The organism is Pontibacter sp. YIM B11418, from assembly GCF_059278805.1.
Genome location: NZ_JCAEMH010000004.1, coordinates 291,509 through 310,912 on the forward strand (window position 1 = coordinate 291,509; position 19,404 = coordinate 310,912).

The 19,404-nt window shown below is 49.8% G+C and carries 16 protein-coding genes; 4 read left to right on the forward strand and 12 right to left on the reverse strand.

All coding sequences use genetic code 11. The annotated features are described in order from the left end of the window. The first annotated feature begins 282 nt into the window (after positions 1 to 282). The 3 genes from AC4QZR_RS11750 (at position 283) to serA (ending at position 6,572) form a co-directional block, all read left to right on the forward strand. Complete coding sequence (locus AC4QZR_RS11750; RefSeq protein ID WP_494481090.1) at positions 283 to 3,234, forward strand: serine hydrolase domain-containing protein; 2,952 nt, start codon at positions 283 to 285, stop codon at positions 3,232 to 3,234. 69 nt (positions 3,235 to 3,303) lie between these two features. Further along, positions 3,304 to 4,452, forward strand: coding sequence for an N-acetyl-alpha-D-glucosaminyl L-malate synthase BshA (gene bshA / locus AC4QZR_RS11755; protein ID WP_253402509.1), 1,149 nt, complete (start codon positions 3,304 to 3,306; stop codon positions 4,450 to 4,452). 227 nt (positions 4,453 to 4,679) lie between these two features. Then, a complete protein-coding gene (gene serA / locus AC4QZR_RS11760) occupies positions 4,680 to 6,572 on the forward strand; it encodes a phosphoglycerate dehydrogenase (protein ID WP_494481091.1) in 1,893 nt (630 codons plus the stop codon). A 273-nt stretch (positions 6,573 to 6,845) separates the two neighbouring features. Here serA and AC4QZR_RS11765 read toward each other — a convergent pair whose 3' ends face one another. Then, complete coding sequence (locus tag AC4QZR_RS11765; RefSeq protein ID WP_494481092.1) at positions 6,846 to 7,379, reverse strand: DUF7935 family protein; 534 nt, start codon at positions 7,377 to 7,379, stop codon at positions 6,846 to 6,848. Between the two features lie 156 nt (positions 7,380 to 7,535). Between AC4QZR_RS11765 and AC4QZR_RS11770 the strand changes: the two genes are divergently transcribed. Further along, the gene (locus AC4QZR_RS11770; RefSeq protein WP_494481093.1) at positions 7,536 to 7,883 is read left to right on the forward strand and encodes a HesB/IscA family protein; all 348 of its coding nucleotides are present in this window, start codon (positions 7,536 to 7,538) and stop codon (positions 7,881 to 7,883) included. A 332-nt stretch (positions 7,884 to 8,215) separates the two neighbouring features. Here the strand turns inward: AC4QZR_RS11770 and AC4QZR_RS11775 are convergent, their stop codons facing one another. The 11 genes from AC4QZR_RS11775 to AC4QZR_RS11825 all read right to left on the reverse strand — a co-directional run bounded on the left by AC4QZR_RS11775 (position 8,216) and on the right by AC4QZR_RS11825 (position 19,272). After that, positions 8,216 to 9,103: a ChaN family lipoprotein gene (locus AC4QZR_RS11775; protein ID WP_494481094.1), complete on the reverse strand. Its 888-nt coding sequence runs from the start codon at positions 9,101 to 9,103 to the stop codon at positions 8,216 to 8,218. A gap of 58 nt (positions 9,104 to 9,161) precedes the next feature. Further along, positions 9,162 to 9,698, reverse strand: coding sequence for an STM3941 family protein (locus AC4QZR_RS11780; RefSeq protein WP_494481095.1), 537 nt, complete (start codon positions 9,696 to 9,698; stop codon positions 9,162 to 9,164). Between the two features lie 93 nt (positions 9,699 to 9,791). Beyond that, positions 9,792 to 10,154 (reverse strand): hypothetical protein, encoded by a 363-nt coding sequence (locus AC4QZR_RS11785; protein WP_494481096.1) that lies wholly within the window; start codon positions 10,152 to 10,154, stop codon positions 9,792 to 9,794. A gap of 92 nt (positions 10,155 to 10,246) precedes the next feature. After that, positions 10,247 to 11,581, reverse strand: coding sequence for an ABC transporter permease (locus AC4QZR_RS11790; RefSeq protein ID WP_494481097.1), 1,335 nt, complete (start codon positions 11,579 to 11,581; stop codon positions 10,247 to 10,249). Further along, positions 11,574 to 12,485 (reverse strand): ABC transporter ATP-binding protein, encoded by a 912-nt coding sequence (locus AC4QZR_RS11795; RefSeq protein ID WP_494481098.1) that lies wholly within the window; start codon positions 12,483 to 12,485, stop codon positions 11,574 to 11,576. Before AC4QZR_RS11795 ends, AC4QZR_RS11790 begins: the two co-directional genes overlap by 8 nt. A gap of 195 nt (positions 12,486 to 12,680) precedes the next feature. Further along, the gene (dnaJ, locus tag AC4QZR_RS11800; protein ID WP_494481099.1) at positions 12,681 to 13,832 is read right to left on the reverse strand and encodes a molecular chaperone DnaJ; all 1,152 of its coding nucleotides are present in this window, start codon (positions 13,830 to 13,832) and stop codon (positions 12,681 to 12,683) included. Positions 13,833 to 13,835: 3 nt separating this feature from the next. Continuing rightward, a complete protein-coding gene (locus AC4QZR_RS11805; protein ID WP_494481100.1) occupies positions 13,836 to 14,402 on the reverse strand; it encodes a nucleotide exchange factor GrpE in 567 nt (188 codons plus the stop codon). Between the two features lie 172 nt (positions 14,403 to 14,574). Next, positions 14,575 to 15,567, reverse strand: coding sequence for a GTPase ObgE (gene obgE, locus AC4QZR_RS11810; RefSeq protein ID WP_494481101.1), 993 nt, complete (start codon positions 15,565 to 15,567; stop codon positions 14,575 to 14,577). A gap of 111 nt (positions 15,568 to 15,678) precedes the next feature. Continuing rightward, positions 15,679 to 16,269 (reverse strand): adenylate kinase, encoded by a 591-nt coding sequence (locus tag AC4QZR_RS11815; protein WP_494481102.1) that lies wholly within the window; start codon positions 16,267 to 16,269, stop codon positions 15,679 to 15,681. A 115-nt stretch (positions 16,270 to 16,384) separates the two neighbouring features. Then, complete coding sequence (gene hpt / locus AC4QZR_RS11820) at positions 16,385 to 16,927, reverse strand: hypoxanthine phosphoribosyltransferase (protein ID WP_253402487.1); 543 nt, start codon at positions 16,925 to 16,927, stop codon at positions 16,385 to 16,387. Between the two features lie 98 nt (positions 16,928 to 17,025). Further along, on the reverse strand, positions 17,026 to 19,272 hold the full coding sequence (locus AC4QZR_RS11825; RefSeq protein WP_494481103.1) for a sodium-translocating pyrophosphatase: 2,247 nt from the start codon (positions 19,270 to 19,272) through the stop codon (positions 17,026 to 17,028). Between the last annotated feature and the right edge of the window lie 132 nt (positions 19,273 to 19,404).

Sequence of the window (19,404 nt, forward strand, 5' to 3'; positions counted from 1 at the left end):
CTATTTTGTCAAAACAGAACTTATTCAGAACGAATTTTATTACTAATTTACAGACCAGTTGCAAAACGTGATCGGAAATCATAGAAAGTCTGGGGTTCTGATTTTAACTTGAGAAGCTGCATGACTTGTGACTCTCGGGCCGTTAGCACCTACAAGAACCATCTGCCATACCGCCTAAGGGAGGCAAAAAAGACCGGAAATAATTTTTCTCGTTTTTTGAACCACCTTCTGCAAAAATAGGGGTAATTTCGACTTGTTCCAATATAATAATACCAGTACAGGATGTTGAAGAGTTTTAGCTTAGGATTACTTATACTTATCTTTCTCGGCATGGGTCCGCTGATGTCACTGACTCCGTCAGACAACATCATTGTGGCTTCTAAAGAGCAAAGTTGGGTAGACAGTGTCTTTACATCTATGACTCCCAATCAGCGTCTGGGCCAGCTGTTTATGGTGGCTGCCTACTCCAACAAAGACGAAAAACACTTCCGCCAGATCGATACGCTTGTAGCCCGCTACAATGTGGGCGGTATCATGTTCATGCAGGGTGGCCCGGTGCGGCAGGCGCAACTAACCAACCGCTTCCAGAGCAAGGCAAAAGTGCCCGCGCTGATCGCTTTGGACGCTGAGTGGGGCCTGAACATGCGCCTAGACAGTAGCATGCACTTCGCCAAGCAAATGACGCTGGGCGCGCTTGATGACGACAAGTACGTATACCTGATGGGCCGCGAAATTGCGCTTAAAATGAAGCGTATGGGTGTACATGTGAGTTTCTCACCGGTATTAGATGTGAATGTGAACCCTGCTAATCCGGTGATCGGCAACCGCTCTTTCGGCGAGACCAAGGAAGAAGTAGCTCGTCGCGGTGTGGCCTATATCAAAGGCCTGCAGGACCACGGCGTGATTGCCGTAGCCAAGCACTTTCCCGGCCACGGCGATACCGACACCGACTCCCACCTGACCCTTCCGGTAGTGAATCACGACATGAAACGCCTCTCGGAGGTGGAGCTATATCCTTTCCATAAATCTTTTGAGGCCGGTGTGATGGGCGTGATGGTCGCGCACCTGCACATGCCCAAGATCGACTCGACTAAGAACCAGGCAGCTACGCTCTCCAAACCCATTGTAACAGGACTTCTGAAAGAAAAGATGAAGTACAAGGGCCTTGTGTTTACCGACGCTCTGAACATGAAAGGCGTGAGCAGCTTCTACAAGCCTGGTGAGGTGGATTTAAAAGCTTTGATGGCCGGTAACGACGTATTGCTGTTCCCGGAGGATGTGCCAACTGCTTTACGCAAAATCAACGAAGCCATTGCGGCCAAGCAAATTAAGCAAGAAGACATTGACCAGCGTGTGCGTAAGATCCTGCATGCCAAGTACTGGGCCGGTCTGAACAATTACAAGCCGGTATCGCTGACCAATCTGCAGCAAGACGTGGATCGTCCGTTGAGCAATGTGGTACAGGAGCAGCTGTATGAGCATGCCGTAACCGTTGCCCGCAACAAAAGCAACCTCATTCCTTTCCGCAATCTTGATACTTTGAGCATTGCATCGGTGGCAATTGGCACAGGACCAAACAGCATTTTCCAGCAAACACTGGGCAACTACGCTCCGGTAACCAAGTTCAGCATCAAAGACCGCTTCGCACCGGATACTGCCTTTACTAAACTTATATCTAAGCTGCAGGACCATGATGTGGTGGTCGTGAGTGTGCATGGCATGAACAACACCCCTTTCCGCGACTTCGGAATTGGTCTGGGTACACGTGCTTTCATCAAATATCTACAGGATCGCACCGACAAAAAAGTAGTGGTAGCCGTATTTGGAAACGCCTATAGCCTGAAGTTTTTCGACAAGAGCGAGTGGCTGGTGGCCGGCTACGAAGACAACCCGATTTCGCAGTCGCTGGTGCCGCAGGTGCTGTTTGGTGCCCGTGCAGCAAAAGGTAATCTGCCGGTAACCGCTTCGGCTACCCTAAAAGCAGGTACAGGTATAGCCACGCCTTCCCTTGGTCGCCTGAAGTACGGCACGCCGGAGAGCGTAGGCATGGACTCCAGAACCCTGACCCAGATCGACAACATCGCTACCGAAGCCATTGCTTATGCTGCAACGCCGGGCGCGCAAGTATTGGTGGTAAAAAACGGCACCGTGATCTTCAACAAATCATACGGCCACTATACCTACGACAAGAAAAAGCCGGTAACAAACAACACGGTATACGATATTGCGTCCATCACCAAAGTGGCGGCTACGCTGCAGGCCGTGATGTTCCTGAAAGACCAGGGCAAGATCAACCTCGATGAAAAAATAGCGACATACCTGCCGGAGCTGAAAGGTACCAACAAAGCAAATTTAGTGGTTCGCGATGTGCTTGCGCACCAATCGGGTTTGCGCGCAGGTATACCGCACTGGCAGAAAACGCTGGACAAGCTACAACTGAACCAGACCTTCTACGCCAGCGCGCAAAATGATGTGTTCCCGAACGAAGTGGTGCCGGGCATCTACTCCATCAAATCGATGGAGGACTCGCTGTGGGCCTGGACAGTGCGCTCGCCGCTGCTAGTGAAGCCTAAAGCTGCTAAAACCTACAGCTATCAGTACAGCGACCTGGGATTCTATATTCTCAAGCGCATGTCGGAGCGTATGCTGAACCAGCCGCTGAATGAGTTCATGGATCAGAACTTTTACGGTCCGCTCGGCTTGAGCACCATGACCTATAACCCGCTCCTGAAACACCAGCGCGATGTGATTGTGCCGACCGAGGATGACAATTACTTCCGCAAGAATCTGATCTGGGGAACGGTGCATGACCAGGGCGCTGCCATGATGGGCGGTGTGGGTGGCCATGCAGGCTTGTTCTCCAACGCCAACGACCTGGCGGTACTCCTGCAAATGAACCTGCAGAACGGTAACTACGGCGGCCACAAGTTCTACAACACCCCGGTGGTGACGGAGTTTTCGAAGCGACAGTCCACCACCAGCCGCCGCGGCCTGGGCTGGGACAAACCCGACCCTGACGGCAACGGTCCGACTTCGAACCTGGCTTCGAAAGCTACCTTCGGCCATACAGGTTTCACAGGTACAGGTGCCTGGGTTGATCCGGAGAACCAGCTGATCTACATCTTCCTGAGCAACAGGGTATACCCGGACGCAGGCAACTCTAAACTGGTGAAGTATAACATCCGCACCCGTATACACGATGTGATTTATAAATCGATTGTTCCTAAAACTTAACATAGAATGGATTGTTAACAAGTGCAGCTCCGCGTGGGGCTGCACTTGTTGTTTCCTCAGCATAAAACCATGAAAATCGGAATAGTTTGTTACCCTACCTTCGGGGGAAGCGGCGTGGTCGCCACTGAACTCGGCAAGGCGCTTGCCCTCAAAGGGCATCAGGTACACTTTATCACTTATAGCCAACCGGCCCGGCTCGACTTTTTCAACGAGAACCTGTTCTACCACGAAGTTTACATCCCTAATTACCCGCTCTTCCAGTACCCGCCCTACGAACTGGCGCTGGCCAGCAAGATGGTAGACATCGCCCGTTTCGAGAAACTCGACGTGCTGCACGTGCACTATGCCATACCGCATGCTTCGGCGGCTTACATGGCCAAACAAATCCTGCGCACCAAGGGTATCCACATACCTATCATCACAACACTGCACGGCACAGATATTACGCTGGTGGGCAAGGACGCCTCTTTTGAGCCGGTGGTAACGTTCAGCATTAACCAGTCTGATGGCGTAACGGCTGTGTCGGAGAGTCTGCGTACCGAGACGTACGAGTTTTTCCAGATCGAAAAAGACATTGAGGTTATACCTAACTTCATCGACCTGAACAAATTCAAGCGCCAGAAAAAGGATCACTTTAGGGCGGCCATCAGTCCGAACAACGAAAAACTCCTGGTGCATACTTCCAACTTCCGGGGTGTGAAGCGCGTGGAGGACGTGATCCGGATCTTTGCCAAAGTACGTGAGCAAATGCCTTCCAAACTGTTGATGGTGGGTGACGGACCTGAGCGCCCTAAAATGGAGAAGCTGTGTCGCGATCTGAATATTTACAATGATGTGCGCTTTTTGGGTAAGCTGGAGGCTGTGGAAGAAGTACTCTCCGTCGCCGATCTGTTCCTGATGCCGTCTGAGAAAGAGAGTTTTGGCCTGGCTGCACTCGAGGCGATGGCCTGCGAAGTACCCGTAATTTCGACCAATGCCGGCGGTATACCTGAGTTGAACGTGCACGGCCTCACTGGTTTTGTGAGCAACGTAGGCGACGTGGATGACATGGTGCACAACGCACTGCTTATCCTCGACGATGCCAATCTGCCGACTTTTAAGGCAAACGCCTTGGCTCGTGCCCACGATTTCGACATCGAGAAGATTGTGCCGCTCTACGAGCAATTCTATCAGCGCATCATCGACGCACAATTGGCTGAAACCAGTAATCCACTGTAATTCAGGAATAAAGACAAAAAATCCGGCCGCTATACCTGTTGCCGGATTTTTTTATGTCCTATCTTTACTTTATGGTGTCGTGCACGATCATCCCAGTACTGTCACCTCGACGAAAAAAGAGATCTGGATCGGGAGGCACTTAAGGGAAATTTCACTGCTAATATGGCGTGAGCGTCCTGTATACCTTATCCATACCTATACCTACTACCCTATTACCCGACCAAACTATGGCAAAAGATCAATACTACATCATCGACTTCGACAGCACGTTTACACAGGTAGAGGCGCTGGATGAACTGGGCGAGATAACGCTCGAAGGTGAAGAGAACAAAGCAGAGATTCTGCAGCAGATCATGGATCTGACCAATAGTGCCATGGAAGGAAAAAGTTCGTTTACCGAAGGTTTGTCCAAGCGTCTGGCCTTGCTCAAAGCGAACCGCCGTCACCTGAAACCGCTGATCCACCTTTTGCAGAACAGGGTGTCGGACTCTATCAAACGCAACAAAGAGTTCTTTCAGGCCTACGCCGATAATATACTGATTGTGTCGAGCGGCTTTAAGGAATTCATCACCCCGATCGTGACCGAGTATGGCATCAAGGAAGAGAATATTTATGCCAATACTTTTAAGTTTGATGAACAGGGTAATATCATTGGTTTTGATGAAGAGAACCTGCTTTGCCTGGACCGGGGTAAAATAAAGCTACTCGAAGAGCTGGCGCTGGAAGGCGATGTGTACGTGCTTGGCGATGGCTATACCGATTACGAAATAAAGGAGGCTGGACTGGCCAATAAGTTCTACGCGTTCACCGAAAACGTGGTGCGCGATAGTGTAGTGGCCAAAGCCGATAACGTAGCTCCTAGTCTGGATGAGTTCCTGTACCAGCACAACCTGCCGATGGCGATCTCCTATCCTAAGAATCGGATTCGGGTACTTTTGCTGGAGAATGTGCATCCCAAGGCTGTGGAGTTGTTCAAGCGCGAAGGCTACCAGATCGAAACTGTTTCGGGTGCTTTGAGCGAGGACGAGCTCTGCGAGCGGATCAAAGATGTGTCGGTGCTAGGTATACGCTCCAAAACGCAGGTAACCAAACGGGTACTCGAGCATGCGAACAAACTGATGTGTATCGGCGCTTTCTGCATCGGCACTAACCAGATCGATCTTACGGCCTGTCTTGATGCAGGCGTAGCCGTGTTCAACGCCCCTTACAGCAATACCCGAAGCGTAGTAGAACTGGCCATCGGGGAGATCATCATGCTCTGCCGCAACGTGGTGGATAAAAGCACCAAAATGCACCAGGGTATTTGGGACAAGTCCGCGACAGGCAGTGTAGAGGTTCGCGATAAGAAACTAGGTATAATAGGCTACGGCAGCATTGGAGCACAACTTTCGGTGCTGGCCGAAGCGCTGGGGATGGATGTGTACTATTATGATGTGATAGAACGCCTGCAGCTCGGCAATGCCCGTAAATGCGAGACGCTAAAACAACTCCTCAAAACGTCTGATATTGTTAGTCTGCATGTGGATGGCCGCACCAGCAATGAAGGTATGTTCGGTGCCGAAGAATTTGCTGCCATGAAGGACGGGGCCATCTTTTTGAACCTGAGTCGGGGCCATATCGTGGATTTGCCTGCTTTGGTAGCGGCTATTAAATCAGGAAAAATACATGGCGCTGCGGTAGACGTATACCCTTACGAGCCAGCCACCAACGACGAAGAGTTTGTGAGCGAACTGCGTGGCCTGCCTAACGTTATCCTGACCCCACACATCGGCGGCAGCACACAGGAGGCACAGGAAAACATAGGTATGTTTGTACCGAGCCGTATTATGGAGTACATCAACACGGGCAACAGCTACCAGAGCGTAAACTTCCCGAACATCCAGCTGCCGGAACTGAAAAACGCGCACCGCCTGATCCACATTCACCAGAACGTGCCGGGAGTGCTAGCCAACATCAACAACGTGCTGGCCGGTAATCAGGTCAACATTCTTGGCCAGTACCTGAAAACCAACGAACAAATCGGCTACGTGATCACCGACATCGACAAGCTGTATGACAAGAAAGTAATTGAGGAGATGAAGCAGGTACCGGCTACAATCAAGTTCAGGATTCTGTATTAAGGTATAGTTTCAGGTATGGCTGGAACATGTATTGGGAAGGCTAGAATCGGTGCCGTCAACTAATACATGTTCTTGTCATTTCGACCTGGAGGTAGAGGCCCTCGTTTTGGGAGAAATCTGGAGCACTACCACTGTGATGCAATAATCCAGATCTCTCAATTCTTGCGAGATGACATGTTAGGCTATATGCCCAGAATTGGCATAATTGGGTATAGCCTGTCCCGGCATTAGCGACGTTATGGTTAACGCCGCTTCACTTCAATTTTTCTAACTCTAAAACACCTGACCGATTTCCTGCTTCAGGAAGCTGATGGCTCTTGCGGTTGGGTCGATCTCGTTGTTGAGGACGCTCTCCAGGATGCGCTTGGCCAGTTCAGTGCCTTTCGCCTTCTCGCCCAGACTTTGATAGGATTTGTTGATCAAATTCACGACTTCCTCGCGGGCATGGCGCACCTGCTGCCAGGCTTGTTCCGTCATGTAGACCTGCTGCGACATGTTGTGGTTGAACTCGTTACGGATCTCGGTGAGCAGGATGCGGTGGTATTCTGCGGCAGTATGGCCGCCACCGCTCACCCGCAACAGGAGATTACTTGGCGTGATGCGCTCCAGCAAGAGCACAATGCGCTCGTAGGCCTGCAGACGGATAGGTGTTACCACCTCGGCATTTTTTTGGCGCAGTTCCAGGAGACGCAGTTTGTAGTCGCGCTCCAGGTGTTTTTTGATAATAGAGTAAGCTACTGCAGCTACCAATATGGCAGGTATAGAAATCTTAAGTATGTCGAGTATAATATTGGTACCTTCTTCCATTTGCAATTGTTTTGAACCTTAAATATCGGAAAAAATTAATTTAGGTTAGCATGAATCATTTTGAAGGTATAGCTGTTTCTCTAATACATTCGGGAGCCGCAGCAAAATTGCAAGTAATTGCGTAAATTGCAGCTCCATTTCAAATTTGAACAGACTATGGCAACTGAAACAAAAACTGCACCGATAACGCTTACTGAAAAAGCGCTGGTTGAGGTTAGAAATATAATGCAAGAGAAGAACGTACCTGCAGAATACGGCCTGCGCATTGGCGTGCAAGGCGGTGGCTGCTCGGGTATGTCTTACCTGCTGGGCTTCGACAAGGCCAAGGACACGGATGAGGTTTACAACCTGGACGGCCTGAGCCTGATCATGGACAAGAAGCATGCAATGTATGTGCTGGGCATGGAAGTGGACTTCCAGGACGGCCTGAACGCTCGTGGTTTCGTTTTCAGCAATCCACAGGCCAAGAGTACCTGCGGCTGCGGAAGCTCGTTCTCTGCATAAAAGGACCTTCTTTCTCTTTAGTAGAAAGACAAAGCCCGGCCAATTGGCCGGGCTTTGTTGTTTTTATACCTGAAGAACGTTTTTCAAATAGACAAACAGTACGGCTATTAGAAAAGCCGTAAGCATCAGTCCAAAAAGGATAGCAACGGCACTTAGCGACAGTGAACTCCCTGCCTTACTGTAGCTGCCTTCATACTTGTCCGCCAGAACTTTTGTAATAAACTCTTTCTTCCTATACCTTATCAGAAGGTATAACCAGCCTACTCCGGCAAATAAGATATCACTTAGTAAAAATTCCATGGACTAACTCTCAGATTCATTAGCTCTCAAACTCAATAAGTCCTCGTCATACTTGCCGGCACAACTAGTATAAAATCCGCTTTTTGCTTGTTTTCCTCCGTTAGCTTGTCCAAATCTTCCTGCAGCACGGTGGTAATGGTGAGAGTCTTAACTTGTGGATTGCCTTGCTTCAGATACCAGCCAATCCCTTCAAAATTATCGGAGTGGTAGGCGCCGTTCAGGTGCAGCATTTTTTTACCGCTGTTTACCTGCTGTAAGATAAAATGCGCCATGGTTGCGTCTTTTAGGGCTTGGGCCTGCACAATGTTTTCGCTTTTGGTATTGCCGTGGGTACTGCCGCCGAACATGGCCAGCATGTTCTTATACCCCGGCAAATCCATATCCACCGGCACAGGCAGCGGTGCTATGTAACGTTTGGCATCTGCCGACACATTTTCCAGCGCTTTCAGGCTGCCAGCTGATACCATGGCGGCGTAGCGGCGTGGCACATTCGTCGCGATGAAAGGTATAGATGCCTCCTTGGCAAAGCGCACCACCGGTCGGTAGTCGGTCTTGTAGTTGTTCCAAGGCCGCGACTCCTGCTCAAAGTTGTTCTCCGCTACTTGCCCGGACAGGTATTCGTTCAGCACCAACTGCACATCAGCTTCAAACATTTCAGCACCGATGGCAAAGTTCTGCTGGTGCGCCTTGTGCAGGTCTTTGGCTACTTCCAGCTGCAGCCAGTGCGCAATTGGGTCGTTGTGCTGCTCACCGAACAGCACCACATCGGCCTTCTGCAGCTCTTCCAGCATTTTGCTATACCTTACCTGCTTGCCCTTCGCGTTGAAGAGCTGATAGGCGGGTTTGTCATTGTCAGCGGCAGCTGCTATACCTGTAGTCAACATAAGCAACAGGAGTGTGAGAAGGGAAAAATTGGTCATCCTTTCGTTATTTACTTTAACAAGTTGTTTGTTTAGGAAACTTATTCGGCTCAGTGGTTTAGAGCACTTTCCTGTTTTCTAATTCTTCACATACCAGCAGCTCTAATTCTTTATATTTAATCTGGAGCGAGTTCGCTGTAATGGACAAGGGTGTTCCATACATCTTATGATTCGCCTGCATTGATTTCCTGGAGAACATATTAGTAGCACGCGCCATATATTTCTCAGGATTGTTAGTATGCAATAGCATTATCTTGTTCGATGCGATCTCCAGTGTTTCTACACCAGTTATATCCTGCCACTCAATTAAACCAACGCTTACCGCACTTGAGTTATCCGTAATACCGTCCTCATCAATCGTCAGCCCTACCTTCTTATCGAATAATTTTCTAAAGAAGTACACTGCTCCTAACCCAAAGAACAACACAGCAGCAACTCCAGCTATCCGGATAATTTCCTCACTTCTGAAAATTGAAGATATGAATCTGTCCGGCTCTATTGCAAAGAAAGCGCCTATAACGACGAATGCGACGGCTCCCACCATAAAGAGCATCATTTTCGCTTTGCTAAGCGGTATTTCTATTCTCTGGGTCATTTTTAAATATTAAGTTTTCCCTATCAAGTTACAAAAAAATAGCTGGCTCCGAAGAACCAGCTATTCTAAATATATACCTTATTAGATTAAGTTTTAATTTAGAAACGGGGCTAAGTCAATACCAATATAAATTGCAGTTTCATATCGTTCTTCCATAAAATTCAGCTCCTTAGTGTAGTAAAGTACAGAATCGTAAATTATAAAAGGAGCACCTTGATTTCCCCTCAGTCTCATTTCTGTACCGTTTACTGTGAACACATGAAAGTTATTCTGAATATCTTCAATCCAATTTTTACCCCCTCCCGATCTGTTATAGCTTACCTCTACGCCATCGTCTAACGAAATAGCAGGGTTGGATTCCGGCTTATAAGTCTCAGTAATATATACCTCAATAGTCTCTTTTACAGGCGTGGGAAGTTCGGCAAAGCTGAAACGCTGCTTATCCGCCTTATCCAAGTCTTTCGCCTTATTACTCTCACAAGAGAAGAGCAATAAAACAGTAAGTAAAAAACTATACTTGAACAGATTACACCGAACACAGGTATAATCTACACCCTGTAAAACAACCACTTCGATAATTCTTTGTAGTTGATCTTCTTGCCGTACATCAGTATACCTACGCGGTAGATTCTGGAGGCGATCCAGGTGGTGAAGATGAAGCCCAGAATGAGTAGTCCCATCGAGAGCAGGAGTTCGCTGGCCGGAACGCCAAACGGGATGCGCACCATCATCACGATCGGCGACGTAAACGGAATGATCGACATCCAGAACGCCACAGGCCCGTCAGGATTCTGGATCACTACGGTGTACGACATGATGAATGAGATGATCAGTGGGATCGTAATCGGGAACATGAACTGCTGCGTATCGGTCTCGTTATCCACGGCGGCGCCAATGGCCCCGAAGAGTGAGCCGTACAGCAGGTAGCCGCCTAAAAAGTAAAACAGGAAGCAGCCCAGCAATAGCGGGAAGTTCAAATTAGAAATGGCACTGCTCACCTCTGACAGCATATTCGCCTGGCTTTCTTCCTGAGTCTGGGCCGACTCTTCGCCAGTCGCTAAATCGCGTCCGGCCTGCATCTGCTCAATTGGGGTAGGCGCTGGCTTGATATCAAACGCCGCCTGCACACTGCCCACCACAATGGTTGACAGCACCACCCAGAGCAAAAACTGCGTTAGGCCCACACCAGCTATACCTACGATCTTGCCCATCATCAGCTGAAAAGGCTTCACCGACGAAATCATCACCTCCACAATGCGGTTGGTTTTCTCCTCAATCACGCCGCGCATGATCTGCACGCCATACAGGAAAATGAAGAAATAGATAATCACCGCCCCGATGATACCCGCGCCCGAGGTCACCCAAACGTTGCTGTCGCGCTCGCCGCTTTCGCTCAGGTTCACGGTCGTCATGGTCACGTTGGCTTTCATCTTGTTGAGCATCTCGCGATCTATACCTGAGGCCATAAAACGCTGACTCTCAATTTCTTTCTCGAGCATATTCTCCAGCCTGAATTTCACCTGCAGACTGGTGTTCTTCTTCGAGTAAAGTCGTATACCTTCCGGCTTGTCCAGGTCGAGTTGCGGGATGTGCAGCAAGGCGGTATAGTCGGTCTCCTGATAGGCTGTTTTGGCCTGTTCCAGCGAACCGGCGGCTATCGGGATGATTTTCAGGTCTTCTTTGCTTTCCAGCTTATCGGCAAAGAGTCCGCTCTCGTCCAGCACCATCACCACATCCTCACTGTCCGATATAGTGGCCAACCAGGCAGGTATAACCATGAAAGCGGCCAGCAACAGCGGGGTCAGGAAAGTCATGATGATGAAGCTTTTCTTCCGCACGCGTGTCAGGTATTCGCGTTGTATGATGAGCCAGATCTTATGCATGGTAGGTTTCTTTTACTTTTCGGATAAAAATGTCATTGATACTCGGCACCAGCTCCACAAAAGAGTGTACCTCTACGCGCTGGATCAGGTAACGCAGCAAGTCGTTTGGCGAAGCGCCGTCGAGCAAACGGATAGAAGCGCGGAACACACCGTGGTTATCATGCTGCTCCAGCACCTCAAAATCCGGCGACGTGATGAGCAATTGTCCGTTGCCGATCACTTGGTAAGTATCGGTCTTATAAGTGTCTTTGATCTCGCGCACGGGCCCATCGAGCACCTTGCGGGAACGGTTGATCAGGGCGATGTTATCGCACAATTCCTCCACCGACTCCATGCGATGCGTCGAGAAAATGATAGTCGCTCCATTGTCGCGCAGACGCAGGATCTCGTCTTTGATCAGGTTGGCATTGATGGGGTCGAAGCCGGAAAAAGGCTCGTCGAGAATGATCAGGGAAGGCTCATGCATCACGGTGGCCATAAACTGCACCTTCTGCTGCATCCCTTTCGAAAGGTCTTCGATGTGTTTGTTCATCCACTCTTTTATCTCAAAGCGCAGCACCCACTCTTTGATTCTGGCCGTAGCCTCGTCTTTGGTCAGGCCTTTGAGCTGGGCCAAGTATAACAACTGCTCCCCTACCTTCATTTTTTTGTACAGACCGCGCTCTTCAGGCAGGTACCCCATGTCCTTGATGTGCGACGGGCGCAGTTTCTCGCCTTTGAAGTATATCTCGCCGGAGTCGGCTCCTGTTATTTGGGTGATGATGCGGATCAGGGATGTTTTGCCTGCTCCGTTTGGTCCTAATAGGCCGAAAATGCAGCCAGCCGGGATATCGAAGCTGACGTTATCAAGGGCAGTGTGGTTGGCGTAACGCTTGGTGACGCCATCTATTCTAAGTATGCTCAATGCTTATAACCTTTTGGTATGTTCAAAAATAGACTTTTTAGGGCTGAGTGACAAGCAATATCAATAAAGCCCTATACTTAATCGACTAACGCAGGTATGGGCTATACCAAATACGGGTGCTGCGGTATAGTAGCAACAAAAAAGCCTGCCTTCTCTACTGAAAAGGCAGGCTTTTTTATCTAGCCATTGAATAGCTTATTGGAAATAGTCTTTCACTTTCTCAAAGAAGCCTTTATCGCTCTTACCAGGGTGCGGTGCAAAATTGTTGGAATCGCGCAGACGCTCCAGTGTGGCACGCTCCTCGCTGCTCAGCGTTTTCGGCGTCCATACGTTAATATGGATCAGCTGATCGCCTTTGCCATAGCCGTTGATGTCTTTCACGCCTTTGCCACGCAGTCTAAAGATCTCACCGCTCTGTGTACCCGGCTTTATTGTGATCTTCACGCGGCCACCGATGGTTGGCACTTCTATATCGGAACCAAGCGCAGCGTCGATAAAGCTGATGTACTGGTCGAATATCACGTTGTTACCGTCGCGCTTCAGGCTTGGGTGCTCTTCTTCTTCAATCTGAATCAGCAAATCGCCCGGCACACCGCCACGCTCCGGCACGTTGCCTTTGCCGCTCATAGACAGCTGCATGCCATCCATTACGCCAGCCGGCACGTTGATCGTGATCACCTCTTCCTGCAGTTCGCGACCGCTACCGTGACAGGCTTCGCAGTTTTTGGTTACAATGCGTCCTTCGCCGTTACAGGTGGGGCAGGTTGCCGTGCTCACCATCTGGCCCAGCATGGTGTTCACCACCTTGCGCACCTGGCCCGACCCCTGGCAAGAGCCGCAAGTCTGCATATCGGTACCGTTTTCGGCGCCGTTGCCGCCGCAGGTACCGCAGGCTACATAGCGTTTTACTTTTATCTTCTTCTCAACGCCGTTGGCAATTTCTTCGAGGTTGAGTTTTAGCTTAATGCGTAGGTTGCTGCCTTTGCGGGTGCGTCGGCCACCCTGACGGCTGCTGCCACCAAAGAAGCTCTCAAATCCGCCACCGCCAGCACCACCGAAAATGTCGCCGAACTGGGAGAAGATATCCTCCATGTTCATGCCGCCACCGCCGCCGAAGCCGCCGTTCATACCCTGATGGCCGAACTGGTCATAGCGCTGGCGCTTCTGCTGGTCGCTCAGCACTTCGTATGCCTCAGCTGCCTCCTTAAACTTATCTTCCGCCGTGTGGTCGTCGGGGTTTTTGTCGGGGTGAAATTTAATAGCGAGCTTACGGTAAGCCTTCTTAATCTCCTCCGGACTAGCTCCTTTGCTTACACCTAAAACCTCGTAATAATCTCTCTTAGCCATTGATTAAGCTCCTATTATAACTTTCGCGAAGCGGATCACCTTTTCATTCAAGGTATAGCCCTTCTCGATTACGTCTACTATTTTGCCTTTCAGTTCTTCTGATGGAGCCGGGATCTGGGTAACAGCTTCATGATAGTCGCTGTCAAAATCATCTCCTGCCTTAATCTCAATCGGCTTCAAACCTTTGATTTGTGTCACGTGCTTCAGTTTATGAAACACCAGCTCCAGGCCCTGCAACAAAGCGTCTACCTCTTTAGTTGCTTCCATTGACTGACGGGCACGCTCCATATCGTCCAGCACAGGCAACAGTTCGCTCATCAAATCTTCGTTTGCTGTTTTCAGCAGGTCCATGCGCTCTTTGTTAGTGCGGCGTCTGAAGTTCTCAAACTCGGCCATCAGGCGGATGTACTTATCTTTCATCTCTGCCAGTTCGGCGTCGGCCTGGGTTTCAGAGCCAGTTTCTTCTGCTGTCTCCTCGGTCTGCCCCTGCACGTTATTTTCTTCCGTATTGGCAGTGTTATCCTGTAGTTCTGCGTTTTCCTGCTCTTTCTTGATATCTTTCTCTGACATAATGCCTTAAGAATTATAGGTTGATAGGTCTATTTGGTCTTTTCAATTGTCTTGCCAATTCTGCTTTCGTGCCAGATTGGCATTTATTAATTGATAGATGGCTGCTGCTAAAAAAAATCGGTAGTAAGCCTTGCAGCCTCTACCGATTTGTATTTGTATGAAGACTGACGGACTACGAGTTGAGTGCTGACCAGATCATGTCTTTCAATTGCGTGATATTTTTCTGCGTCATGCTGGAGATAAAAACCGCTGGAATATCCTTTGGTAAGGTCTCACGCATCTCCGCTTCCAGCTCGTCGTCGATCATATCGGTTTTGGTGATCGCCAGAATGCGTTTCTTGTCGAGTAGCTCCGGATTAAAAGTTTCCAGCTCGTTCACCAGTATTTTATACTCCTCCGCTATATCCGGGCTATCGCATGAGATCATAAACAGGAGCATGGAGTTACGCTCGATATGGCGCAGGAAACGCAGGCCAAGGCCTTTTCCTTCCGAAGCACCCTCGATTATACCCGGTATATCGGCCATCACAAAGGATCTGTAGTCACGATAAGCAACAACACCCAAATTAGGCTCCAACGTGGTAAAGGCATAATTGGCGATCTTCGGTTTCGCTGCTGATACCACAGATAGCAAAGTAGATTTACCGGCATTCGGAAATCCTACCAGGCCGACATCGGCCAGAAGTTTCAGTTCCAGAATTACCCACTCCTCTATACCTGGCTCACCCGGCTGGGCATAGCGCGGTGTCTGGTTGGTCGGTGACTTAAAGTGCGCATTGCCAAGGCCACCACGTCCGCCCGGTGTCAGGATGATCTCCTGTCCGTCTTCGGTGATTTCGCACATAAATTCGCCGGTTTCAGCGTTACGGGCGATCGTTCCCAGTGGGACTTCCAGCACGTCGTCTTTTCCCTGCGCACCTGAAGAATGGCTCGGCCCCCCGCCTTGACCATTTTCAGCAATCACGTGCTTGCGGAACTGCAGGTGCAGCAAAGTCCACAGCTGTGCGTTGCCACGCAGGATAATATGGCCTCCTCTGCCCCCGTCACCGCCGTCAGGACCTCCCATGGCGGTGCGTTTGTCGCGATGAAGGTGCGCTGAGCCAGCGCCACCGTGTCCGGAGCGGGAACAGATTTTTACGTAATCAATAAAGTTGGATTGGGCCAATGTAGGTAATGCTAACAGGTATAAATTATAAGGTATAAGCAAGAACGGAGCGTTTGAGTTCCGGCCTGCTTATACCTTCTGTATTCTATCTAATAAAAGCTGAGCAGAAAATTACTTCTTTTGCTTCTCTTTCAGATTATCGACATGCGCGCAGATATTGTGGAAAATCTCATCAATCTCCCCAATACCATCTACTGCGTAATACTTGCTTTGTCCGGCATAGTAGTCCGCAACTGGTGTCGTTTTAGTATTGTACTCCACTACACGCTTGCGGATCAGCTCTTCATTCTGGTCATCCGGGCGGCCGGAAGTCTGTCCGCGCAGCAACAGGCGCTTGGTCAGCTCTTCGTCATCCACTTTCAGGGCAATCATGCAGGATATCTCAGTGCCAAGGTCCATCAGGAGCTTGTCCAGACCTTGCGCCTGTGGCACCGTGCGTGGGAATCCGTCAAAGATAAACCCGCCAGCGTGATTGTTCTCTCTCACTTTGTTTGCGATCATGCCAATCACTACCTCGTCTGGCACTAAGAGGCCGTTATCCATCAGCGATTTAGCTTTCATCCCCAGTTCGGTGCCTGCGGCAATTTCGGAGCGCAGCAAATCACCCGTTGACAGGTGTATCAGGTTATACTTGTCTATCAGCTTTTGGCTTTGTGTACCTTTACCAGCACCTGGAGGGCCAAACAAAACGATGTTGAGCATATCTATGATTTATGATAAAAAACAAATTTAAGTATAAAAACGGTGTATTGTTCAATATTTTTTGCGCTGTGCCGAATCCCAGGTGGTCGTTCTGGTCTCAGGTGGCCCAGTTTATTTAGGACACGATCTTGTAAATATCGCGCAGGTTGCGGCCCAGTCCGTTATAGTCGAGCCCGTAGCCTACTACAAAATCGTTCGGTATAGCCTTGGCCACATACTTCACATCCAGCTGGTGCTGCAGGCACTCCGGCTTCATGAGCAAAGTAATGATCTCGATCGACGCAGGGTTCTTTTCCTGAAGCTGTTGAAGCAATGCATTTACCGTGTGCCCGGTATCCACAATGTCTTCAATGATCAGCACGTCTCGCCCTTCAATTTCCTCTGTCAGGCCCAACACTTCCCTTACATGGCCGGTGCTATGCATATCTTGGTAAGACGACATGCGGATGAATGATATCTCACAAGGTATGTTGATCCGCTTCATCAGATCGGCCGTGAACATGAACGATCCGTTCAGTACTGCAAGAAACAGTGGGTTTTTACCAGTGTAGTCCTGCTCAATTTGCTCTGCCAGCATCACTATGCGTGCAATGATTTCTTCTTCGTACAGGTAGGTACTGAAGTCACAATCGTGAATCGTGATGGTACGGGGCTCCATATAGCGTATCGGTCTTATTGGCAAACAAAGGTACGGATAATAAAAAATAAGCCCAACCTCATGGCTGGGCTTATTTATACTGATAAAGATTGTGTTGGCTATCGGGTTGCTAAACCAGCCACGATAACTGTATTGTCTGGATTAATTATCTGCCCGGTAGACGGGGCCTCCTGCTGTATCTCCATGTTCAGGTTCGGTTCTTCAGGTATAGCCGGCGTACGCTCCGTGGCGATGTGCGGCGCAATTACCAGGGACACGATCGACATCAACTTGATCAGAATGTTCATGGAAGGACCGGAAGTGTCTTTGAATGGGTCACCCACAGTGTCGCCCGTTACCGAAGCTTTATGAGCATCAGAGCCTTTGTACTCCATCTTACCGTTGATCTCCACGCCTTTCTCAAACGATTTCTTGGCATTGTCCCAGGCGCCGCCGGCGTTGGATTGGAACATCGCCATCAGCACACCCGATACGGTTACACCTGCCAGCAGTCCGCCCAGGATCTCTGCTGACGGAGTATCAGCGAATACGTCTCTGAAACCAAAGCCTACTAACACCGGCACGATCAGGGCAATGGCACCTGGCAGCATCATTTCACGAATAGCAGCTTTTGTGGAAATGGCCACGCATTTTTCATACTCTGGCTGACCGGTACCTTCCATAATCCCCGGAATTTCGCGGAACTGACGGCGCACTTCGTGCACCATGGCCATGGCCGCACGACCAACCGCCGCGATACAAAGCGCCGAGAAAATGAACGGAATCATGGCACCAATGAACAGGCCGGCTAGTACGGGTGCTTTATAAAGGTCAATAGAATCAATGCCAGCTATACCTACGAAGGCCGCAAAAAGGGCCAGTGATGTCAAGGCGGCAGATGCGATCGCGAAGCCTTTACCGGTAGCGGCGGTGGTGTTACCCACGGCATCCAGAATGTCGGTACGACCACGCACCTCTTTTGGCAGTTCGCTCATCTCGGCTATACCACCGGCGTTGTCGGCAATAGGGCCGAACGCGTCAATAGCCAATTGCATGGCTGTAGTCGCCATCATACCAGCTGCTGCAATCGCCACACCGTACAGACCGGCAGAAGCATATGACAACACGATACCGGCAGCCAAAACGATGATAGGCAACACCGTAGAGTGCATACCTACTGCCAGACCAGCGATGATGTTAGTGGCATGGCCTGTGGAAGATTGCTGCACAATCGAATTAACAGGCTTTTTGCCCATGGCCGTATAGTATTCCGTGATGATACTCATCAAAGTACCCACTACCAGACCCACGATCACGGCGATGAACACACCGTTTGAGGTAAATTCGAAGTTGCGCAGGTTCATGTTTTCAGGCAGCATCCAGTGGATGGCGAAATAAGCGCCAACGGCTGTCAGGGCGACAGAGATCCAGTTACCCAGGTTGAGGGCTCCTTGCACGTTACCGCCTTCTTTTACCCGGATGAACAACATACCGATCAGAGAGAACAAAATGCCCAGACCCGCAATGAACATCGGCAGAATGATCGGAGCCATACCACCGAAATTATCCTCCGAAACCACTTCACGGCCCAGCACCATCGTGGCCAGAATAGTGGCCACATACGAGCCAAAAAGGTCGGCGCCCATACCTGCCACGTCACCTACGTTATCACCCACGTTGTCAGCAATGGTTGCGGGGTTACGCGGATCGTCTTCCGGTATACCTGCCTCCACTTTACCAACCAGGTCAGCCCCTACGTCGGCAGCTTTGGTATAGATACCGCCGCCCACGCGCGCGAAAAGCGCAATACTTTCAGCACCTAGCGAGAAACCGGTGAGCACCTCAAGGGCCACTTCCATTTCGTGGCCGTTCACGCTGCCATTCACACTGTAAACAAAGAAGTAGTAGAGCACGATAAAGAGCGAGCCCAGGCCCAACACGGCCAGACCGGCCACGCCCATACCCATTACTGAACCACCGGCAAATGACACACTGAGGGCGCGTGACAAACTTGTACGGGCTGCTTCTGCCGTCCGCACATTGGCCTTAGTGGCAATGCGCATACCGATAAAGCCGGCAACAGCTGAAAAAAGAGCACCCATGATGAAGGCTAATACAATCGTCCAGTGCGATTTCTCACCGGTATAGCCCAGATAAAAAAGAAATAAACTGGCGATGACTACGAAGTAGAAGAGCACTTTGTATTCCGCCTTCAGGAAAGCCATGGCGCCATCAGAAATGTGACGGGCGATTTCCGTCATGCGTTCGTTGCCTGCTGCTTGCTTCGTTACCCAGGCCGACCTTATAAAGGTATAAATGAGGGCCGCCAGACCAAATCCAGGAATTGCGTAGAGAATAGGTTCCATTCAATAAGAGTTAGTTTTGTAAATAAGGGTTGAGATTCTGAAATTGCTATATATAGCTATTAAAGAAAGCCTATTCGTTTGACTTTTCCAAATATTTACTTCCAAAGCCCTGTACCTAATGTGCAGGTTATA